The organism is Ancylobacter aquaticus (assembly GCF_004339465.1).
Classification (GTDB): domain Bacteria; phylum Pseudomonadota; class Alphaproteobacteria; order Rhizobiales; family Xanthobacteraceae; genus Ancylobacter; species Ancylobacter aquaticus.
The window spans coordinates 1,297,037-1,317,528 of record NZ_SMFY01000001.1; the positions used below are offsets into that span (position 1 = coordinate 1,297,037).

Genomic DNA, 20,492 nt, shown 5'->3' on the forward strand with positions numbered 1-20,492 from the left:
ATGAAAGACCGCACGCTCGTTCAGGTCGCGCTCTACGCCGCCATCTTCGCGATGCTCGGCCTGCTTCCGCGCTTCGATCTGCCTTTCGCCGCCGGCGTGCCGATCACCGCCCAGAGCATGGGCGCGATGCTGGCCGGCGTGATGCTCGGCGCCTGGCGCGGGGCGCTCGCCATGGTGCTGCTGCTGTTCGTGGTCGCGCTCGGCGCGCCGCTGCTGGCCGGCGGGCGCGGCGGGCTCGGCGTGTTCTTCACCCCTTCGGTCGGCTTTGTCTTCGGCTGGATCGCGGTGGCTTTCGTCGCCGGCTGGATCATGCAGGCGCTGCGCCGCGCGCCCGTTTTCCCCGCCGCGCTCATCGCCGCCGTGCTCGGCGGCATCGTGGTGATGTACGCCTTCGGCATTGCCGGCCTCGCGCTGGTCGGCGGGCTGTCGGTGCTTGACGCCACCAAGGCCTGCCTCGTCTTCATTCCCGGTGACGCCATCAAGGCGGTGCTGGTGGCGCTGATCGCCCAGACCGTGGCGCGCGGCATGCCGGAGGCGCTGCTCTCGCGCAACGCCTGAGGCGATGGCCGCCACCGTCGGCGCCAACCTTCCCGCCCTGGCGGCAGCAGCGCCCGCGCGCCCGGCGCTGGTCTGCGACGAGGAGCTGTGGAGCCGGGCCGACCTTGCCGGGCGGGTTAGCGGGATGGCGGCGCTTCTGGCGGCGCGCACCGCGCCGGGGGAGGGCGTGGCACTCGCCATGGGCAATGCGCCGGAGCTGGTGGCGGCGTTCCTCGCCTGCGCGGTGAGCGGCCGTCAGGCGCTGGTCTATGACCCCTCATGGCCCGCGCCTTACCGCGCCGCCATCGACGCCGCGCTGATCCCGGCGCTGACGCTGGAGACGCTGGGGGAAGTGCCGCCTGCCCCGTTCCCCCCGCCGCCGGCCCCGGATTCGGCATTCTATGTCGGCTTCACCTCCGGTTCCACCGGCCTGCCCAAGGGCTACCGGCGCGCGCATCGCTCCTGGATCGACAGTTTCACCGCCAGCGAGGTCGAGTTCGGACTTGGCGCGGACGACGTGGTGCTGGCACCGGGCGGGCTCGCGGCGTCGCTGCATCTCTATGGCGTGATCCACGCGCTGCATATCGGCGCGAGGGCGGTGATGATGCGCCAGTTCCACCCGCGCCGCGCCTTGCGGCTCATCGCCCGCCACGGCGTCACCGCGCTCTACGCCACGCCGACGCAGCTGCAGATGCTGGTGGAGGCGGGGGCGGGTGAGCGTTTCCCGACCCTGTGCCTGCTCATGGTCTCGGGCGCCAAATGGCGGGCGGAAACCCGGGCGGCCACACTGGCGCTGTTCCCCAACGCCGGCATTGCCGAGTTCTATGGCGCCTCGGAAACCAGCTTCATCACTATCGCCCATCCGGAGGAGACGGTGCCGCCGGGCTCTGTCGGCCGGGCCGCCCACGGCGTGGCCCTGCGCATCCGCGACGCGCAGGGCCACGACCTGACGGCGGGCGAGGCGGGGGCGATCTGGGTCGGCAGTTCCATGCTGTTTGACGAATATGCCTGTGGCAGCGCCCCGGAAACCCGGCGCGAAGGCGACTTCCTCACCATTGGCGACCATGGAAGGCTGGACGAAGCCGGCTTTCTCTATCTGCATGGGCGCGAGAAGCGCATGCTCGTCACCGCGGGGCTCAACGTCTATCCCGAGGAGGTGGAGGCGGTGCTCGCCAGTCTCGCCGGTATCGAGGAAGCCGCCGTGTTCGGCCTGCCGGACGATTTGCGCGGGGTCGAACTGGTGGCGGTGCTGCGCGGGAGCTTTGACGAGCCGGCCCTGCGCGCCGCCTGCCGCGCCCTGCTGCCGGCGGCGAAGATTCCGCGCCGTTTCCTCGCCCTTGAATCCTGGCCGCGCACGTCCGGCGGCAAGGCGAATCTGCGGGCGTTGGAGGCGTTCGCCGCCGAACGGACGAGGACCGGGAGGCAAGCGCGATGAAACCCGCCTTCATCCTTGCCGCCCGCCGCACGGCGGTGGCCCCGCGTGGCGGCGCCTTTCGCGCGGTGGAGGCGCACGACCTTGCCGCCCCGGTGCTCCGCGCCTGCCTTGATGAGATGTGCGTGGCACCGGGAGAGCTGGATTACGTCATTCTCGGCAATGCGCTGTCGGGCGGGGGCAATGTCGCCCGCCTCGCCGCGCTCGCCGCCGGCTTTTCCGACTATGTGCCGGCGCTGACCGTCGATACGCAATGCTGCTCCGGGCTCGACGCCATCCAGCTGGCCGCCTGCCTCGTGCAGTCGGGTGTGGCGCGTCTCGTGCTCGCCGGCGGGGTGGAGAGTTTCAGCCGCTCTCCTCTGCGCGCGGTGCGGCCGAAAGCGAAGGGCGAAGCGCCGGTGTTCTATGAACGCCCGCCCTTCACCCCCTGGCCGGCGCGCGATCCTGAGATGATCGAGGTGCTGGCTCGAGCGGCGCGCGGTTTAAGCCGCGAGCGGCAGGCGGCCTTCGCCATCGAGAGCCACGCCAAGGCGCTGGCGGCACGGGCGCGGCTGGAAGCGGAGATCGTGCCGGTGGCCGGCCTCTCCATCGACAGCTTCACCCGGGCGCTCACCCCGACCCTGTGCGCCCGCGCGCCGGTGCTGCATCGCGACGGCGAGAGCGAACTCGACGCGGCCGGCGTCGCGGTGGAAGCGGACGCCGCCGCCATGGTGCTGGTCGGCTCGGAGGGCTGGGCGGACCGACGCCGGCAGGGCGGCCGTCCGGTGGCCGAGGTGTTCTTCGCCCAATCCTTCGGGGCCGCCGCGGACAACCCGCCGGAGGCGCTGAACTACGCCCTGGCGCAAAGCTCCCGCGAAACCTGCGTCATGGATCTCGATCGCCTCGATCGCTACGGGCACATACTCGACTGGGCGCAGATTCCGGTAGTCGAACTGATGGAAGCCTCCGCCGGACAGGCGCTGACGAACTGCTGGCGCAACGGCCTCGATCCCGCCCGCGTCAATCGCGGCGGCGGGGCGCTGGCGCGCGGCCATCCCATCGGCGCCTCGGGGGCGATTCTGGCCGTGCGCCAGTTCCACGAACTGGAGCGGGAGGCGTCCGGCGCCCTCGGCCTCGCCGCCATCGCGGCGGCCGGCGGGCTCGCCAGCGTGCTCATGTTGCAGCGCCTCTAAACAGGCGTTTGCCGCGCCCGGCGTCCTTGTGCAGGATGCGGGACGAATCGTCCGCAGAAGACGAGAGCTTGATCCCCGGGAGAAGGGCCTCCGGCCGCATGAACGCGATCTCCTCACGCCAGCAGGACATTCTGGGGCTTGCGCGCGCCCAGGGACGGGTAAGCGTCGAGGACCTCGCCGGCCGTTTCGACGTCTCGCCCCAGACCATCCGCAAGGACCTGAACGACCTGTGCGTGCGCCGGCTGATGTCGCGGGTGCATGGCGGCGCCGTCGTCGCCTCCGGGGTCGAGAACCTCGCCTATGAGGCCCGCCGCGCCATGGCGCAGGGGGCCAAGCGCGCCATCGCCGAGGCGGCCGCCAGCATGGTGCCCAACCGTGCCTCGCTGTTCATCAATATCGGCACCACCACGGAAGAGGTCGCCCGCGCACTTTCCGACCACGAGGACCTGCTGGTCATCACCAACAACCTCAATGTAGCGACGCTGCTCTACCGCCATCCCCGCATCGAGCTGATCATGGCCGGCGGGCCGGTGCGCCATGCCGACGGGGCGGTGATCGGCTCGGCGGCGGTGGATTTCGTGCGCCAGTTCCGCGTCGACTACGCCGTCATCGGCGCCTCGGCGATCGAGGAGGACGGCACGCTGCTGGACTTCGATTACCGCGAGGTGCAGGTCGCCCGCGCCATTATCGACAATGCTCGCCAGATCATCCTGGTGGCCGATCGTTCCAAGCTGGAGCGCACGGCGCCGGTCCGCATTGGCTCGATGTCGGAGGTCGACACCTTCGTCACCGACACCGTATCCTCCCCCGAGCTGCGCCATGTGTGCCAGCGCGAGCAGGTGGAACTGATCGAGGTCGGTTCGCTTGACGAGGACGGGTTCTGAGAACCCTGCACTGCAACATGAGGCTGGCGGGAACGCGGGCGCCTCGGCCCTGAACGTGCCATCCGCCACCCCTGTCCTATCGACGCCGGAGGAGAGACGAATGGAACTGCGCCGCCTCGGACGCTCCGATATTCTCGTTCCGCCGCTGTGCATCGGCGGCAATGTGTTCGGCTGGACCGCCGACGAACCCACCTCGTTTCGCCTGCTCGATGCGCTGTTCGAGGCCGGCTTCTGCTTCATCGACACGGCGGACGTGTATTCGCGCTGGGTGGAAGGCCACACCGGCGGCGAATCCGAAGCCGTCATCGGCCGCTGGATGAAGGCGCGCGGCAATCGCGACCGCCTCGTCATCGCCACCAAGGTCGGCGCCGACATGGGGCAGGGCAAGGTCTCGCTGAAGCCGGACTATATCCGCAGCGCCGTCGAGGCGTCGCTGGCGCGGCTGCAGACCGACACGATCGACCTCTACCAGTCGCATTACGACGATCCGGACACGCCGTTCGAGGAGGTGCTGGGCGCTTATGACGAGCTGATCCGCGCCGGAAAGGTGCGGCTCATCGGCGCCTCCAACCTGTCCGCCCCCCGCCTGTTCGAGGCGCTCGCCGTCTCCACCCGCGAGAAGCTGCCGCGCTACGAGACGCTGCAGCCGGAATATAACCTCTACGCCCGCGCCGGCTATGAGGCCGATATCGAGGCGGTCTGCGCCGCCAGCGGCCTCGGTGTCATCCCCTATTTCTCGCTCGCCGCCGGCTTCCTCACCGGCAAGTACCGCAGCGCGGCGGATGCGGGCAAAAGCACGCGCGGTGCCTCGCTGGTGCAGAAATATCTGAACCCCCGGGGCGAGCGCATCCTCGCCGCGCTCGACGAGGTGGCGGCCGCCCGTGGCGCCACCCCGGCGCAGGTGGCATTGGCCTGGATCATCGCGCGCCCCAGCATCACCGCCCCCATCGCCAGCGCCTCGCGCCTCGAACAGGTCGGCGATCTCGTCGCCAGCGTGGACCTTGCGCTCACCGGCGCCGACATGGCGCGGCTCGACACCGCCAGCGCCGGGAAGGACTAAACCATGGCGACGCAGAGCCCGGCCGCTATCGCACGCTTTGTCGAGGCCGGCCGGGGCACCGCGCCGGCGGACCTCGTCATCAAAGGCGTCCAGTTGTTGGACGTCATATCAGGCGCCATCACGCGGACCGATATCGCCATGGTCGGGGACCGCATTGTCGGGACCTATGGCGAGTATGACGGCGCGCGGGAGATCGACGGCGCCGGGCTGTTCGCCGTGCCGGGCTTCATCGACACCCATCTTCATGTCGAATCCTCGCTGGTCACCCCACTGGAATTCGACCGCTGCGTGCTGCCGCACGGCGTAACCACGGCAATCTGCGACCCGCACGAAATCGCGAACGTGCTGGGCATGGAGGGCATCGCCTATTTCCAGCGCTGCGCCGAGCACACGATCATGGACCTGCGCGTCCAGCTTTCGTCCTGCGTGCCGGCGACCACTTTCGAGACCGCCGGCGCCGAACTGGCGGCGGCCGATCTCGCCCTGCTACGCGGCCATGCCAGCGGCATTGGCCTCGCCGAATTCATGAACTTTCCCGGCGTGCTGTTCGCCGACGAGGGGTGCCTGGCCAAGCTCTCGCTGTTCTCCGACGGGCATATTGACGGCCACGCGCCGCTGCTGCGCGGCCGCGACCTCAATGGCTACATCGCGGCCGGCATCCGCACCGAGCACGAGGCGACGGGGCTGGAGGAAGCGCGCGAGAAGCTGATGAAGGGCATGTCGGTCCTCATTCGCGAGGGCTCGGTGTCAAAAGACCTGCACGCGCTGATCCCGCTGATTTCCGCCGACACCTCGGCGTTTCTGGCCTTCTGCACCGATGACCGCAACCCGCTCGACATCGCTGAGGAAGGCCATCTCGACTACATGATACGCGAAGCCATCCGCCACGGTGCACCGCTGCACCATGTCTACCGGGTGGCGAGCTGGTCGGCGGCCAATGCCTTCGGCCTGCGGGATCGCGGCCTCATCGCCCCCGGAAGGCGGGCGGACATCGTGCTGGTCGATGATCTGGAGGCCTGCTCGGTGCGCCAGGTTATCTCCGCCGGCCGGCTGGTGACGCCGGAACTGTTTGCTGCGCGCGGCAGCGTCGCGCCGGTCGGTCTCGACTCGGTGAAGGCCAACAAGATCACGGCGGAAGACTTCGCCATCCCCGCGACGGAGAGCGCCACGCGCGTCATCGGCGTCGTGCCGGGGCGCATCATCACCGAGGATGTACGGCTCGATTTGCCCGTGGTCGACGGCGCGAAGCAGGTCGACCTCGAACAGGACGCGGTAAAGGTCTGCGTCGTCGAGCGGCATGGCCGCAACGGCAATATCGGCCGCGGCTTCGTCCACGGTTTCGGCATGAAGCGCGGCGCCATCGCCTCCTCGGTCGGGCATGACAGCCACAACATCACCGTGGTCGGTGTCGATGAGGCCGACATGGCGCTGGCGGTGAACCGGCTTATTGACCTGCGCGGCGGCTTCGCGGTGGCGCAGGGCGGCGTTGTCACCGCCGAGCTTGCCCTGCCGGTGGCGGGGCTGATGGCGGATACACCGTTCGAGGACGTGCATGACGCGCTGATCCCGCTGCGCGCCGCCGCCAAGGCGCTGGGCGTGGTGCTGGCCGAGCCGTTCCTGCAGGTCGCATTCCTGCCGCTGCCGGTGATCCCGCATCTCAAGATCACCGATTTCGGCATGTTCGATGTCAACGCCTTCGCCCTGCTGGAAGAGCCGCCGCCCCCCGCCGGCAATGGCTGAGGCGGCCGCCTCGCATTCCGTTATCCCGGAAGGTCCGCAGGACCGATCCGGGATCACGTGAAGCTGACGAGCGGGGAACGATCCCGGCTCTGCGCTGCGCTTCGGCCGGGATGACGATGGCGGAAAGGCGTTCGCCGCTTGTCCCCCGCACGGTACCGCCCGCAGCCCCTCCCGCCAGGCGGCTCGATCTGCTAGACCTGCGCACCCCGTTCGAGATCCCCCGCCGATGGCCCGCCTGCGCTCAACCGTCTTCCTCGTGCTGCTCGTCCTGTGGACGCTGCTGCTCGCCGTGAGCATCCCCTATTTTGCGTTGCGCGACCGGCCGCCGCTGACCCGACGCTTCTCGCGCTTCTGGGCCGGCGGGGTGATGGCGATATTGCGCCTCGTCGGGCTCGCCTACCGCACGGTCGGCGAAGCGAACCGGCCGCCCGAGCCGGCGCTCTATGTCGGCAACCACCAGTCCGCCTTCGAGACCATCGCCGCCGCCGTGCTGATCCCCGATGTCGCCATCGTGCTGAAGGAAGAGCTGTACCGCATCCCGGTGTTCGGCTGGTTCCTGCGGCGCTCGCCGATGATCGCCATCGACCGCGCCGGCGGCGCCTCCTCGGTGAAGAAGATGTTCCGCGAGGGGCGAGAGGCGAGCGAGGCCGGCCGCAACCTGCTCATCTTCCCCGAGGGCACCCGCCGCGCGGTGGACGAGCGGGCCGAGTTCCATCGCGGCGTGTTGCTGCTCTACAAGGCGCTGAACCTGCCCGTGGTGCCGGTCGTGAACAATGCCGGGCTGTTCTGGCCGGCGCGCAGCTTCGCCATCCGGCCCGGCACCATCACCGTCTCCTACCTGCCGCCCATTCCGCCCGGCCTGCCGGATCGCGAGTTCATGGCCAGGCTCACCGAGGCGATCTATGCGGAGCGCGACCGGCTGGTGGCGCAGGAAGGGACGACGACATGAGCGAGGCGGGCATCGTTATCGTCGGCGCCGGGCAGGGCGGCTTTCAGGCCGCCGCCTCGCTGCGCGACTCCGGCTATGAGGGGCGGCTGGTGCTGGTCGGCGACGAGCCGGGCCTGCCCTATCAGCGCCCCCCGCTCTCCAAGGCCTACATGAAGGGCGAGGCCGGCATCGAGCAGATCGAGCTGCGCGCGGCCGCCTTCTATGCCGACCACCGCATCGAACTTATCAACGCCCGCGCCACCGCCATCGACCGTCCCGGCAAGCGCCTGCTGCTGGAGGGCGGCGAGAGCCTGCCCTACGCCCATCTCATCCTCGCCACCGGCGCCCGCAACCGGCCGCTGCCGGTGCCGGGCCACGACCTCGCCGGCGTGTTCTACCTGCGCACCCTCGCCGATGCCGACGCGCTCAAGGGCAAGCTCGACGTCGCCCGCCGCGTGGTGGTGATCGGCGCCGGCTTCATCGGGCTGGAATTCGCCGCCGTCGCCCGTGCGCTGGGCCATGAGGTTGTGGTGCTGGAAGGGGCGAGCCGCGTGCTGGCCCGCGCAGTCTCGCCGGACATGTCCGCCTTCTTCGCGGACGCTCATGCGGCCATGGGCACGAAACTCGTGCTCGGCGCCGGCGTCATCGGGCTTCGGGGTGAGGCGGGTCATGTCACCGGCGTCGAAACCGGCGACGGCACGGTCCACCCCGCCGATTTCGTGCTGGTCGGCATCGGCGTGGTGCCGAATGTGGAACTCGCCGCCGGGGCGGGGCTAGAGGTGGCGAACGGCATCGTCGTCGACGCGCATCTGGCCACCAGCGACCCGGCGATCTCGGCGCTGGGCGACGCGGTGGCCTATCCCAGCCGCTTTGCCGGGGCACATGTGCGGCTCGAATCGGTGCAGAACGCCGCCGACCAGGCCCGCAGCCTCGCCCATCGGCTCACCGGCAAGGTGGCGCCGACGGGAGAACCCTTGCCCTTCGAGGCCGTGCCGTGGTTCTGGAGCGACCAGGCCGATCTCAAGCTGCAGATGGTCGGCCTTGCCGCACCGACCGATATCGCGGTGCTGCGCGGCGATCCCGCCTCGCGGCGCTTTTCGGTGTTCCGCTTCCGCGACGGCGTGCTCACCGCCATCGAGAGCGTGAACCGCGGCGCCGACCACATGCTCGGCCGCCGCCTCCTCGCCGGAACCCCGACGCTCACCCCCGAACAGGCGGGCAATGAGGGGTTCGAGCTGAAGAGCCTGCTGGCAAAATAGACTCCGGTGGCGTGGCTGGCGTGCTTGGCCACGGAATCGCCAGCTAGGCGGGGCGAAAGCGGGCGACTACACTCGCCGGGGGCCTTTCCCCCCGGAACTTCCGATGGCCTTTTCGCTGCGCCAGCTTCAGTATCTCGTCGCGGTGGCGGAAAACGGTTCCGTCTCCTCGGCCGCGCACACGCTGTCGATCTCGCAGTCGACCGTGACCGAAGCCTTGCGCGAACTGGAGCTGGACCTCGGCTTCAAGCTGCTGGAGCGCCATGCGCGCGGCGTCGACCTCACCCTCAAGGGCCACCATTTCCTGCGCCACGCGCGAAAAATCCTCGGCGACGTCGCCGATGCGCGGCGCGCGCTGGCGGGGCCGGAGACGGCGGCGCTGACGGGGCGGCTGGCGGTCGGGGTGACGCCTCTGGTCGCCGGCTACATCTACTCCGACCTCATCGCCCGCTTCCGCCGTGCCTTTCCCGGCGTCGCGGTGGAGGCGGTGGAGGATGCCGGCGACTATCTCGAACACCTGCTGGTCGGCGGCGAACTGGATGTTGCCGTCATGGTGCTGCCACCCGGCCGGCAGTCGGCCGCGCTGCAGACGCAGGCGGTGGAGGTCTCGCCCTATCGGGTGTGGATGCCGCTCGGCCATCCGGCGCTGGTGGAGGAGCGGGTGAGCCTGCGCGATCTCGCAGAGGAGCCTCATGTGCTTCTTACCATTGACGAAATCGCCGAGGCGTCGGAAATCGTCTGGCGCCGGCTCGGCATCCGCCCGCCGGTGGCGTTCCGCACCCGCTCGGTGGAAGCGGTGCGCTCGCTGGTGGCGACGGGGGCGGGCGTGGCGGTGCTGCCGGACCTCACCTACCGGCCCTGGTCGCTGGAAGGCGACAAGATCGAGGCCCGCACGCTGATCGACAATGTGCCGGCGGTGGAGGTGGCGACCGCCTGGCGGCGTGGCTCGCCGCTGTCGCCCGCCGCCGCCGGCTTCGTGTCCATCGCCGTCACCCGGCATGGCGGGCGGGGAAGGTAGGATTTCGGGCGCCCTGTTTGCCATCCCCCACTACCCGCCCTCATCCCCGGGCGTGACCCGGGGACCCAGGCTTGCCGTTCACGCCCGGCCAAAATCTGTGTGGCCGGGTCAGGCCCGGCCATGAGGGCACGAACGGAGTTAGCCGCCGACATTCGCCTAATCCGTACTCATCGACTTTTCCGATATCTGCCTTCTGTTCTTTGGTGTGGTGCCCGGCGCGGCGCGGCGGCACACTCGCTTCAAGGGGCGGCCAGCGCCCGCAGAACAGAGGGACAGACCATGCCGCACATCTCCCGGCCGACCATCGCCCGTTATCTGCATCTGCCGGCGCTCGCCGCCAGTGTCTCTCTCGCGCTAAGCCCTGTTTTTGCTGCGGAAATGACGTCGGTCGGCAAGGGCGAAGGGAAGGTCGATATCGTCGCCTGGGCCGGCTATATCGAGCGGGGCGACACTGACAAGGCGTATGACTGGGTCACGGCTTTCGAGACCAAGACCGGCTGCAAGGTCAATGTGAAGACCGCTGGCACCTCGGACGAGATGGTCGCGCTGATGAATGAGGGCGGCTTTGACCTCGTCACCGCCTCGGGCGACGCCTCGCTCCGCCTCATCGCCGGCAAGAAGGTCGCCCCCGTCAACACCAAGCTGATCCCGAGCTGGGGCACGGTGGACCCCCGCCTGCAGGACGCGCCGTGGCACACGGTGAACGGCGTGCACTACGGCACGCCCTACCAGTGGGGCTCCAACGTGTTGATGTACAACACGGAAGCGTTCAAGGGCGCGGCGCCCAAGAGCTGGAACGTGGTGTTCGAGGAGCAGACCCTGCCGGACGGCAAGTCCAACAAGGGCCGCATCCAGGCCTTTGACGGGCCGATCTACATCGCCGACGCCGCGCTCTATCTGATGACCCATAAACCTGAGCTCGGCATCAAGGACCCCTATGAACTGACCGAGGCGCAGTACAAGGCGGCGCTCGATCTGCTTCGCCAGCAGCGCAAGATCGTGCAGCGCTACTGGCACGACGCGATGATCCAGATCGACGACTTCACCAATGAGGGCGTCGTTGCCTCGTCTTCCTGGCCGTTCCAGGTCAACCTTCTGAAAAGCCAGAAGAAGCCGATCGCCTCCACCATTCCGAGCGAAGGGGCGACCGGCTGGGCCGACACCACCATGATGCACGCCGACGCCGCCCACCCCAACTGCGCCTATATGTGGATGGAGCATTCGCTCTCGCCCAAGGTGCAGGGCGATCTCGCCGCCTGGTTCGGCTCGGTGCCCGCCGTCCCCGCTGCCTGCAAGGGCAATGAGTTGCTGGGTGCGGAAGGCTGCACGACCAACGGCATGGAAGAGTTCGAGCGCATCCATTTCTGGCGCACGCCGGTCGCCAAATGCGCCACCCAGGCGGAAGGCTGCATTCCCTATTACCGCTGGGTGTCGGACTACATCGCCGTCCTCGGCGGGCGGTAGGGTTCGATACAACCGACGTCATCCTGAGGTGCCCGGGCGTACGCCCGGGCTTTGAGGGGTGTCCATTGAGATCGGTAGCTCGGCATCCTTTGAGGCTCGCTTCGTTCGCACCTCAGGATGACGTGGCGCGCGCACACGGGTCTTCCTTATGCACGTTCACGCCGCCCCCATCGCCACGCCTGCCGTCCGATTTGCCGGTGTCGTCAGGCATTTCGGCACGGTGCGGGCGGTGGACGGCGTTGATCTCTCCATCGCACCGGGCGAGTTCTTCGCCATGCTCGGCCCGTCCGGCTCGGGCAAGACGACCTGCCTGCGCCTCATCGCCGGCTTCGAGCAGCCCGATGCCGGCCATATCGAGATTTTCGGCGAGACGGTGGAAGGCCTGCCGCCCTATCGCCGGGCGGTGAACACCGTGTTCCAGGATTACGCGCTGTTCCCGCACCTTTCGGTCGGCGAGAATGTCGCCTATGGGCTGCGGGTGCGGGGTATCGGCAGAACCGATCGCGACCGGATGGCGCGCGATGCGCTGGCCATGGTGAAGCTCGCCGGCATGGAGGCGCGCCGCCCGGCGCAGCTTTCCGGCGGCCAGCGCCAGCGCGTGGCGCTTGCCCGGGCGCTGGTGGTGCGTCCCAAGGTGCTGCTGCTGGACGAGCCGCTCGGCGCGCTCGACCTCAAGCTGCGCGAGGAAATGCAGAGCGAGTTGAAGGGGCTGCAGCGGGCGCTCGGCCTCACCTTCGTGTTTGTCACCCATGACCAAAGCGAGGCGCTCTCCATGGCCGACCGCGTCGCCGTGTTCAACGAGGGGCGGATCGTGCAGGTCGGGCCGCCGGAAGAGGTTTATGAGCGGCCGGCGACGCGCTTCGTCGCCCGCTTCGTCGGCTCGGCCAATGTGCTTGAGGCGTCGCAGGCACAGGCGCTGGGCGGCCCGGCCCGACCTTCCAGCCTGCGGCCGGAGAAGATCGCGCTGCTCGCCCCCGGCGCGCCGGCGCCGGAAGGGGCGAGCCTCATCGAGGCCCGCGTCACAGAGGTGTCCTATCAGGGCCCTGTGCGCCGCGTCAGCGTGCTGAGCGCCGACGGGCTGGCCCTCACCGCCGCCATTCCCGCCGCTGCGGCGGGCGTGATGGCGGGGGCCAGCGTCCGGCTGGCCGTGCCGGCGGGTGCGGTACGGGCGATGGAGGGCGAGGAATGAGCCTTGCCACGCTCGATCTTCCCGCCCCGCGCGAGGGCCTGCTGCGCCGGCTCTCCGACATTCTGGTGCGCCGGGCGCGGCTGCTCACGCTGCTGCTGCTCGTGCCGCCACTGCTGTGGCTGGGGCTGGTTTATCTCGGCAGCCTGTTCGTCTTCCTCGGCCAGTCGATTTTCTCGATCGACGAGTTCTCCGGCACCATCGTGCGCGAGCCGACCACGGCGACGCTGCTCGAACTGTTCCGCCCGGCCAATTTCGACATCGTGCTGCGCACGGTCGGCATCGCAAGCGCCGTCACGCTGCTCTGCGCGGTCATCGCCTTTCCCATCGCCTACTACGCGGCGCGGTATGCCGGGCCGAAAGTGAAGGCGGCGTTCTATCTCGCGGTGATGATGCCGCTGTGGTCGAGCTATCTGGTCAAGGTCTATGGCTGGAAGCTTCTGCTCGCCAGGGAGGGCGCCATTGGCTGGCTCGCCGGCAAGCTGGGGCTTGGCGGCGCGCTGGAGGCGTGGCTGGCGCTGCCGCTGGTGGGCGGGCCGTCGCTGTCGGTCAGCTATACCGGCATGGTGCTGACCTTCACCTATCTCTGGCTGCCGTTCATGATCCTCCCCGTCCAGGCGGCGCTGGAGCGGGTGCCGCCGCATCTGATCGAGGCGGCCGGCGATCTCGGGGCCGCGCCGGGCCTTGTCTTCCGCACCGTTATCCTGCCGCTGGCAATGCCGGGCGTGGTGGCGGGGGGGATCTTCACCTTCTCGCTGACGCTGGGCGACTACATCGTGCCGCAGATCATCGGCACCTCGGCGCTGGTGCTGGGGCAGGCGGTGTACACGCTGCAGGGCACGGCCGGGAACATCCCGCTCGCCGCCGCCTTCTCGCTGGTGCCGATCCTCGTCATGGCAGTGTTCCTGACGCTCGCCAAGCGCACGGGGGCATTCGATGCGCTGTGAGGGTTTCGGAGACAGGGTCTTTGCTGGGTCCCGGATCAGCGCCGCGCCACGCGCGGCTTGTCCGGGAAACGGAACGTCGCTCGTGTCCCGGGCAAGCGACACCGCAGATGGAGCACCGATCCGGGACCCAGGAAAAACTCTCCCGGCCTCATTGCCTCGGTTCAGCGGGAGCGCCACCCCATGACCCGCGCCCCGCTCTCGCTCAAGATCGCCGCCATTGGCGGGCTTGCCTTCCTGCACATCCCGCTGCTGTTCATCCTGCTCTACTGCTTCACCACGGAAGAGAAGAGCTACGCCTTTCCCCCGCCCGGCTTCACGCTGAAATGGTTCGGCGTGGTGTGGGGGCGGGCCGATATCTGGGCGGCGGTCGGACTGTCGCTGAAGGTGGCAAGCATCGCCACCGTGCTGGCGCTGATCCTCGGCACGCTGGCAGCGGGAGCGCTGGCGCGGGCGCGGTTCTTCGGCCGCGAGCCGATTTCGTTGCTGTTCGTGCTGCCCATCGCCCTGCCGGGCATCGTCACCGGCATCGCCCTGCGCCAGGCGTTCGGGCTGATGGAGATACCGTTCTCGCTCTGGACCATCGTGCTCGGCCACGCGACCTTCTGCATCGTCGTCGTCTACAACAACGCGGTCGCCCGGCTGAGAAGGCTCTCTCCCTCGCTCATCGAAGCATCGATGGATCTCGGCGCGGATGCGTTCCAGACCTTCCGGCTGGTGATCCTGCCCAATATCGGCACGGCGCTGCTGGCCGGCGGCATGCTCGCCTTCGCGCTGAGCTTCGACGAGGTCATCGTCACCACCTTTACCGCCGGCCAGCAATCGACATTGCCGATATGGATGCTGTCCGAACTCATTCGCCCGCGCCAGCGGCCCGTCACCAACGTGGTCGCCGTGCTCGTGATCCTTGTGACTTTCCTGCCCATCCTCGCCGCCTATTACCTCACCCGCCACGGCGAGGCGGTGGCCGGCTCGGGAAAATAGGAGACGCCCCATGACTGCCCTTTCCGATACCGACATGCTGATTGGCTCCGCCTTCGTCGCCGGCACGGAAACGCCGGAAACGGTGCTGAACCCGAAGACCGAGGAAACGCTGATCGACCTGCCGGAGGCCTCGCCGGACCAGATCGACGCGGCGGTGAACGCCGCCGACAAGGCGTTTCGCACCTGGTCGCGCACCACGCCGGCCGAGCGTTCCTACATGTTGCTGAAGCTGGCGGACCGCATCGAGGCCGAAGCGGAATCCTTCGCCACGCTGGAGGCGCTGAACTGCGGCAAGCCACGCCATGCGGTGCTCAACGACGAACTGCCCGGCGTGGTCGACTGTTTCCGCTTCTTCGCCGGCGCGGCGCGCACCCAGCATGGCATGGTTGCCGGCGAGTACATGGCCGGCCACACCTCGATGATCCGCCGCGATCCGATCGGTGTCGTCGCCTCGATCGCGCCGTGGAACTACCCGTTGATGATGGCGGCGTGGAAGCTCGCCCCGGCACTGGCGGGCGGCAACACGGTGGTCATCAAGCCCTCCGAGCAGACGCCGCTGACCCTGCTAAAGCTGGCGAAGATCATCGCCGACATCTTTCCGGAGGGCGTGGTCAATGTGGTCGTCGGGCGCGGCGAGAGCGTCGGCAATGCGCTGATCAATCATCCCAAGGTGGCGATGGTCTCGCTCACCGGCGACATCGCCACCGGCAAGAAGGTGCTGACGGCGGCCGCGAGGACGGTGAAGCGCACCCATCTCGAACTCGGTGGCAAGGCGCCGGTCCTCGTGTTCGACGATGCCGACATCGACGCCGTGGTCGAAGGGGTCAAGGTCTTCGGCTACTACAATGCCGGGCAGGACTGCACCGCAGCCTGCCGCATCTATGCCGGCGCAAAGGTCTACGAGAAACTGGTGGCGGACCTCGCTTCCGCTGTGTCAGGGCTCAAATTTGGGCAGGCAGATGACGGCGAGAACGACATCGGCCCGCTCATCTCCGCCCGCCAGCGCGCCCGCGTCGCCTCCTTCGTGGAGCGTGCGTCCGAGCTCAATCACATCGAGATCGCCACCGGCGGCAAGGTTGCGGGGGGATCCGGCACGGGCAAGGGCTTCTTCTACGAGCCGACCGTGGTGGCCGGAGCCCTGCAATCCGACGAGATCGTCCGTCGCGAGGTGTTCGGGCCCGTCGTCTCGGTCACGCGCTTCACGGATGTGGACGAGGCCGTGGGCTGGGCCAATGACAGCGATTATGGCCTCGCGTCCTCGGTATGGACGCGGGATATCGGGCGCGGCATGGCCACCGCTTCGCGCCTGCAATATGGCTGCACCTGGGTGAACTGCCATTTCATGCTGGTGAGCGAGATGCCCCATGGCGGGCTGAAACAGTCCGGCTATGGCAAGGATCTCAGCGCCTATGCACTGGAAGATTATACCGTCGTGCGCCATGTGATGGTGAAGAATGCCTGATTTGCCGCGACTTTGCGGGAAGGGCCGGGGTGAGGCGGCCGGGTAGTCGGCACCTTCCCCAGGATGGAGTATGATGATCCGGCGGCCTCGCGAAAGTGATCGCCGCGGCGCGATGTGACACATAATTAAGTTGGAACTTTTCCTCTAATCTGTTGTGTCGCAGCATGGATTTTCGTGCTTTCCGACACAGTCTGATGGGGGTCTGATGCGACGTGGAACCGGCTTGCTGCTGACGATTGCCGTTCTTGCGGGAGCCTTCTGGCTTGCCCATGAGCAAGGCTGGGTCGAGACAGAGGCTCTGTTCGGCGGTCGCAGTCAGGCAAATGCGGCGGCGCAGCCGACGACGCCTCGGGCGATTCCTGTCGAGGTGGCCCCGGCCCGCGCCGCCTCGGTGACGACCGACATCTCGTCGATCGGCTCCCTGCAGTCCGACGAATCGGTGCAGGTCGCGTCGGAAGTGTCGGGACGCATACAGGAAATCCTCTTCAAGGAAGGCCAGCACGTGAAGGCCGGCGCCGTGCTGGTGCAACTCGACGCGGCGCTGGTGAAGGCGTCGCTCGATGAGACCGAAGCGCGGCTGCAGCTTGCCGAGGCCAATTACGACCGTGCCCAGCGACTGCAGAAGACGGGATCGGGCACGGCCCGCGCCCTGGACGAAGCGCAGGCGGAGCTGAACACGGCGCGTGCCTTGCTGAACTCCCAGCGGGTGCAGATCGCCAAGCATACCATCACCGCGCCGTTCGACGGGGTGGTGGGCCTGCGCACGGTTTCAAACGGCGCCTATATCGCGGTCGGCACCGAACTGGTTAATCTCGAAAAGATCGACACGCTGAAGCTGGACTTCAAGGTGCCTGAGACGCAGCTCTCCAGCATCGCCGAGAACCAGACCGTGACCATCACGCTGGACGCGCTGCCCGGTCGTTCGTTCACCGGCACGATCTACGCCATCGATCCCATGGTCGACATCAATGGCCGCTCGCTGAGCGTGCGCGCGCGGCTCGACAACAAGGACCTCGTGCTGCGCCCGGGCCTATTCGCGCGCGTGCTGGTGCAGGGAAGCCAGGCGCGTGACGCCGTCTTCGTGCCCGAGAGCGCCATCGTGCCGCGCGGGCAGGAGCGGCTGGTCTGGCAGATCGTCGACGGAAAGGCGGAGCAACTCAAGGTTCAACTCGGCCCGCGCGCCAAGGGCGAAGTCGAGGTGAAGGGCGTTGCCCCCGGGGCTTCCATCGTCGTGGCCGGGCAGGGGCGTCTTCAGGCGGGAGTCGTCGTGGAGGTCGTCGCCCCGCCGCCGGCGCCGCAGGGCTAAGGCCGCGTTATGGGCATCTCTGAACTTTGCGTCCGCCGCCCAGTCTTCGCGACCGTGCTCAGCCTGCTGCTGATCCTGATCGGCATCGTTTCCTACGACCGTTTGACGGTTCGGGAATACCCCAATATCGACGAGCCGACCGTTTCCGTGGTCACGGCCTATCCCGGCGCGTCGGCAAGCATCGTCGAGAGCCAGGTCACGCAGGTGCTGGAAGGCTCGATTGCCGGCATTGAGGGCATCGACGTGCTGGAATCGACCAGCCGTTCGGAATCGAGCCGCATCACCGTGCGTTTTCGGCTGGAGATCGACCCGGACGTGGCGGCCAGCGACGTGCGCGACCGCGTCAGCCGCGTGCGCCAGCGCCTCCCCGACGAGATTGACGAGCCCGTCATTTCCAAGGTCGAGGCGGACGCCCAGCCCGTGCTGTTCGTGGTCTTCCGTTCCGACCATATGTCGGGGCTGGAACTGTCGGATTATATCGACCGCTATGTCGTCGACCGCTTCAAGAACATCAGCGGTGTCGCCGATGTGCAGATTTATGGCGAGCGGCGCTATGCCATGCGGATCTGGATCGACCGCGAGCGCCTCGCCGCCTACAATCTCACTGTTCAGGACGTGGAAGACGCGCTCAGCGCGCAGAACGTCGAGATTCCGTCCGGCCGCATCGAGAGCGTCGACCGCGAATTTACCGTGCTCTCGCGCACCGCGCTGACCACGGTCGATCAGTTCAACCAGATCGTCGTCAAACGGGCCGATGGCGCGCAGGTGCACCTCAGCGACGTTGCCCGCGTCGAGCTCGGGGCCGCCGACGAACGGCGGGCAAGCCGCTTCAACGGCGGTGCCGCGATCTTCATCGGCGTGATCAAGCAGGCGGTGGCCAACCCGCTCGACGTGTCGGCCGGGGCTCGTGCCGTGTTGCCGGCGGTCAATGAGAGCCTGCCGGAAGGGATGACCGCCACCATCGGCAACGACAACGCGGTGTTCATCGACCGCTCGATCGAAGCCGTGTTTCACACCATCTTCGAGGCGGTGATCCTCGTGGTGCTGGTGATCGTCGTCTTCCTGCGCTCGTTCCGGGCCGCGATCATCCCGATCGTCACCATCCCGATCTCGCTGATCACCACCTTTGCCATCATGTATGCGCTGGGCTTCAGCGTGAACACGCTGACGCTGCTGGCCTTCGTGCTCGCCATCGGCATGGTGGTGGACGACGCCATCGTCGTGCTGGAAAACATCTTCCGCCACATCGAACATGGCATGAAGCCGATCCCGGCCGCGATCAAGGGTGCGCGCGAGATCGGTTTCGCCGTCATCGCCATGACCATGACGCTGGCCGCCGTCTACGCGCCAGTCGCCTTCGCGCCTGGCCGTACCGGCCGGCTGTTCCTGGAATTCGCGCTGACGCTTGCCGGTGCCGTCATCATCTCGGGTTTCGTGGCGCTGACGCTGACCCCGATGATGTGCTCCCGCCTGCTCAAGCACGAGGCCAAGCCGGGCCGTGTCTCGGCTTTCATCGAAGGGCGGCTGCGGGCCATGGAGAGCGGCTATCGCCGCCTGCTTGGCACAACCCTCAAGATACGGCCCCTGATCCTTCTGTTCGCGCTGATGGTGGCCGGCGCCAGCGCCTTGTTCCTCACCGTATTGCCGTCCGAACTGTCGCCGATCGAAGACCGTGGCGTGATCCGGGTCACGGGCAGCGGGCCGGAGGGCTCAACCCTCGCCTATACGACGCGCTACACCAACCAGATCGACCAGATCGTCTCGAAGGAGCCGGAGGTCGACAGCGTCCTCATCATCAACGGCTTTCCCGAGGTGCATCGCTTCCTCGTGATCGGCCGGCTGAAGGACTGGGACGAACGCGACGTGCGCCAGCAGGAACTCGTGGCCAAGCTGACGCCCGAACTGCGGCGCATCGCCGGCATCAATGCCTATGCCAACAACCCGCCTTCCCTCGGCGCGTCCAATAATTCGCGGCCGATCGAGTTCGTCATCCAGACGTCGAGCACCTATGAGCAGCTCGACGACTATGTGAACCGCTTCCTGGAGCGCGTTCGCGACTATCCCGGCCTTGTCAGTATTGATAGCGACCTGAAGCTGAACAAGCCGGAGATTTCGGTCGCGGTGGATCGCGCCAAGGCGGCGGATCTCGGCATCGACATCGCGGTGCTGGGTCGCACGCTGGAGAGCCTGCTTGGCGGGCGGCAGGTGACGCGCTTCGAGGTGGGGGGCGAGCAATACGACGTCTATGTCCAGCTCGACGCCAGCGACCGTTCCACGCCCGCGACCCTCGATACGATCTATCTGCGGTCGGTGAGCGGGGAGATGGTGCAACTCTCCAACCTCGTCACCGTGCGCGAGAGCGTGGCGCCGCAGGAGCTGAAGCGCTTCAACCAGCTGCGTTCCGCAACCATCTCCGGCAATCTGGCGCCGGGCTTCTCGCAGGGGGAGGCATTGAACTTCCTCGACCAAACCGCCCGCGAGGTGCTGCCGCAGACCGTGCAGACCGATGTCGCCGGCCAGAGCCGCGAATTCCGCGCCGCCGGGCAGAGCCTCGTGGTGGTGTTCCTGCTGGCGCTGGGGTTCATCTATCTCGTGCTCGCGGCGCAGTTCGAGAGCTTCCGCGATCCGGTCATCATCATGCTCACCGTTCCCCTGTCGATGACCGGCGCGCTGGCGGCGCTGTATTTCACGGGCGGATCGCTCAATGTCTATTCGCAGATCGGGCTGGTGACGCTGGTTGGCCTGATCACCAAGCACGGCATCCTGATCGTCGAATTTGCCAACCAGCAGCAGGAGGAAGGGCTCGACCGCCGGGCCTCGGTCATCGAGGCGGCCGTGCTGCGCCTGCGGCCCATCCTGATGACCACGGGCGCCATGGTGCTGGGTGCCCTTCCGCTGGCGCTTGCGAGCGGTGCCGGCGCCGAAAGCCGGGCGCAGATCGGCTGGGTCATCGTCGGCGGCATGACGCTCGGCACGCTGCTCACCCTATTCGTGGTGCCGGTGGTCTATTCCTTCATCGGGCGTGTCCATCACACGTCCCATGCCGAGGTCGCTCCGGGCGTCGCGCACACGCCGGCCGAATAGCCGGTGTCGCGCGTCGCCTCACGCGGGAGCCCCTA

At 67.9% G+C, this 20,492-nt stretch carries 16 protein-coding genes; all 16 read left to right on the top strand.

Translation table 11 applies throughout. From position 1 onward, the window contains the following. The gene (locus EV667_RS05935) at positions 1 to 558 is read left to right on the top strand and encodes a biotin transporter BioY (protein ID WP_131834338.1); all 558 of its coding nucleotides are present in this window, start codon (positions 1 to 3) and stop codon (positions 556 to 558) included. 4 nt (positions 559 to 562) lie between these two features. Further along, entirely contained in the window at positions 563 to 1,972 is a 1,410-nt protein-coding gene (locus EV667_RS05940) for an AMP-binding protein (protein ID WP_131834339.1), read from the top strand. Further along, positions 1,969 to 3,141 carry a thiolase family protein gene (locus tag EV667_RS05945; RefSeq protein WP_131834340.1) on the top strand — a complete coding sequence of 391 codons (1,173 nt, stop codon included), beginning with the start codon at positions 1,969 to 1,971 and terminating at the stop codon, positions 3,139 to 3,141. Before EV667_RS05940 ends, EV667_RS05945 begins: the two co-directional genes overlap by 4 nt. Positions 3,142 to 3,239: 98 nt before the next feature. Continuing rightward, complete coding sequence (locus EV667_RS05950) at positions 3,240 to 4,025, top strand: DeoR/GlpR family DNA-binding transcription regulator (RefSeq protein WP_091440462.1); 786 nt, start codon at positions 3,240 to 3,242, stop codon at positions 4,023 to 4,025. Between the two features lie 100 nt (positions 4,026 to 4,125). Continuing rightward, positions 4,126 to 5,085: an aldo/keto reductase gene (locus EV667_RS05955; protein WP_131834341.1), complete on the top strand. Its 960-nt coding sequence runs from the start codon at positions 4,126 to 4,128 to the stop codon at positions 5,083 to 5,085. 3 nt (positions 5,086 to 5,088) lie between these two features. Continuing rightward, positions 5,089 to 6,825: an adenine deaminase gene (ade, locus tag EV667_RS05960; RefSeq protein ID WP_131834342.1), complete on the top strand. Its 1,737-nt coding sequence runs from the start codon at positions 5,089 to 5,091 to the stop codon at positions 6,823 to 6,825. A 226-nt stretch (positions 6,826 to 7,051) separates the two neighbouring features. Continuing rightward, complete coding sequence (locus EV667_RS05965; protein ID WP_131834343.1) at positions 7,052 to 7,774, top strand: lysophospholipid acyltransferase family protein; 723 nt, start codon at positions 7,052 to 7,054, stop codon at positions 7,772 to 7,774. Then, entirely contained in the window at positions 7,771 to 9,012 is a 1,242-nt protein-coding gene (locus EV667_RS05970; protein WP_131834344.1) for an NAD(P)/FAD-dependent oxidoreductase, read from the top strand. The genes EV667_RS05965 and EV667_RS05970 overlap by 4 nt, the downstream gene beginning before the upstream one ends. A 103-nt stretch (positions 9,013 to 9,115) precedes the next feature. Then, a complete protein-coding gene (locus EV667_RS05975; RefSeq protein ID WP_131834345.1) occupies positions 9,116 to 10,027 on the top strand; it encodes a LysR family transcriptional regulator in 912 nt (303 codons plus the stop codon). Between the two features lie 279 nt (positions 10,028 to 10,306). After that, positions 10,307 to 11,491 (top strand): ABC transporter substrate-binding protein, encoded by a 1,185-nt coding sequence (locus EV667_RS05980; RefSeq protein WP_131834346.1) that lies wholly within the window; start codon positions 10,307 to 10,309, stop codon positions 11,489 to 11,491. Between the two features lie 148 nt (positions 11,492 to 11,639). Beyond that, positions 11,640 to 12,680 (top strand): ABC transporter ATP-binding protein, encoded by a 1,041-nt coding sequence (locus EV667_RS05985; protein WP_131834347.1) that lies wholly within the window; start codon positions 11,640 to 11,642, stop codon positions 12,678 to 12,680. Then, positions 12,677 to 13,624: an ABC transporter permease gene (locus EV667_RS05990; RefSeq protein ID WP_131834348.1), complete on the top strand. Its 948-nt coding sequence runs from the start codon at positions 12,677 to 12,679 to the stop codon at positions 13,622 to 13,624. The genes EV667_RS05985 and EV667_RS05990 overlap by 4 nt, the downstream gene beginning before the upstream one ends. Before the next feature lie 180 nt (positions 13,625 to 13,804). Next, positions 13,805 to 14,605 carry an ABC transporter permease gene (locus EV667_RS05995; RefSeq protein ID WP_131834349.1) on the top strand — a complete coding sequence of 267 codons (801 nt, stop codon included), beginning with the start codon at positions 13,805 to 13,807 and terminating at the stop codon, positions 14,603 to 14,605. Positions 14,606 to 14,615: 10 nt separating this feature from the next. After that, positions 14,616 to 16,067, top strand: coding sequence for a gamma-aminobutyraldehyde dehydrogenase (locus EV667_RS06000; protein WP_131834350.1), 1,452 nt, complete (start codon positions 14,616 to 14,618; stop codon positions 16,065 to 16,067). Between the two features lie 205 nt (positions 16,068 to 16,272). After that, the gene (locus EV667_RS06005; RefSeq protein WP_245515989.1) at positions 16,273 to 17,373 is read left to right on the top strand and encodes an efflux RND transporter periplasmic adaptor subunit; all 1,101 of its coding nucleotides are present in this window, start codon (positions 16,273 to 16,275) and stop codon (positions 17,371 to 17,373) included. A gap of 9 nt (positions 17,374 to 17,382) precedes the next feature. Then, positions 17,383 to 20,457 carry an efflux RND transporter permease subunit gene (locus tag EV667_RS06010; protein ID WP_131834351.1) on the top strand — a complete coding sequence of 1,025 codons (3,075 nt, stop codon included), beginning with the start codon at positions 17,383 to 17,385 and terminating at the stop codon, positions 20,455 to 20,457. Positions 20,458 to 20,492 lie beyond the last annotated feature (35 nt).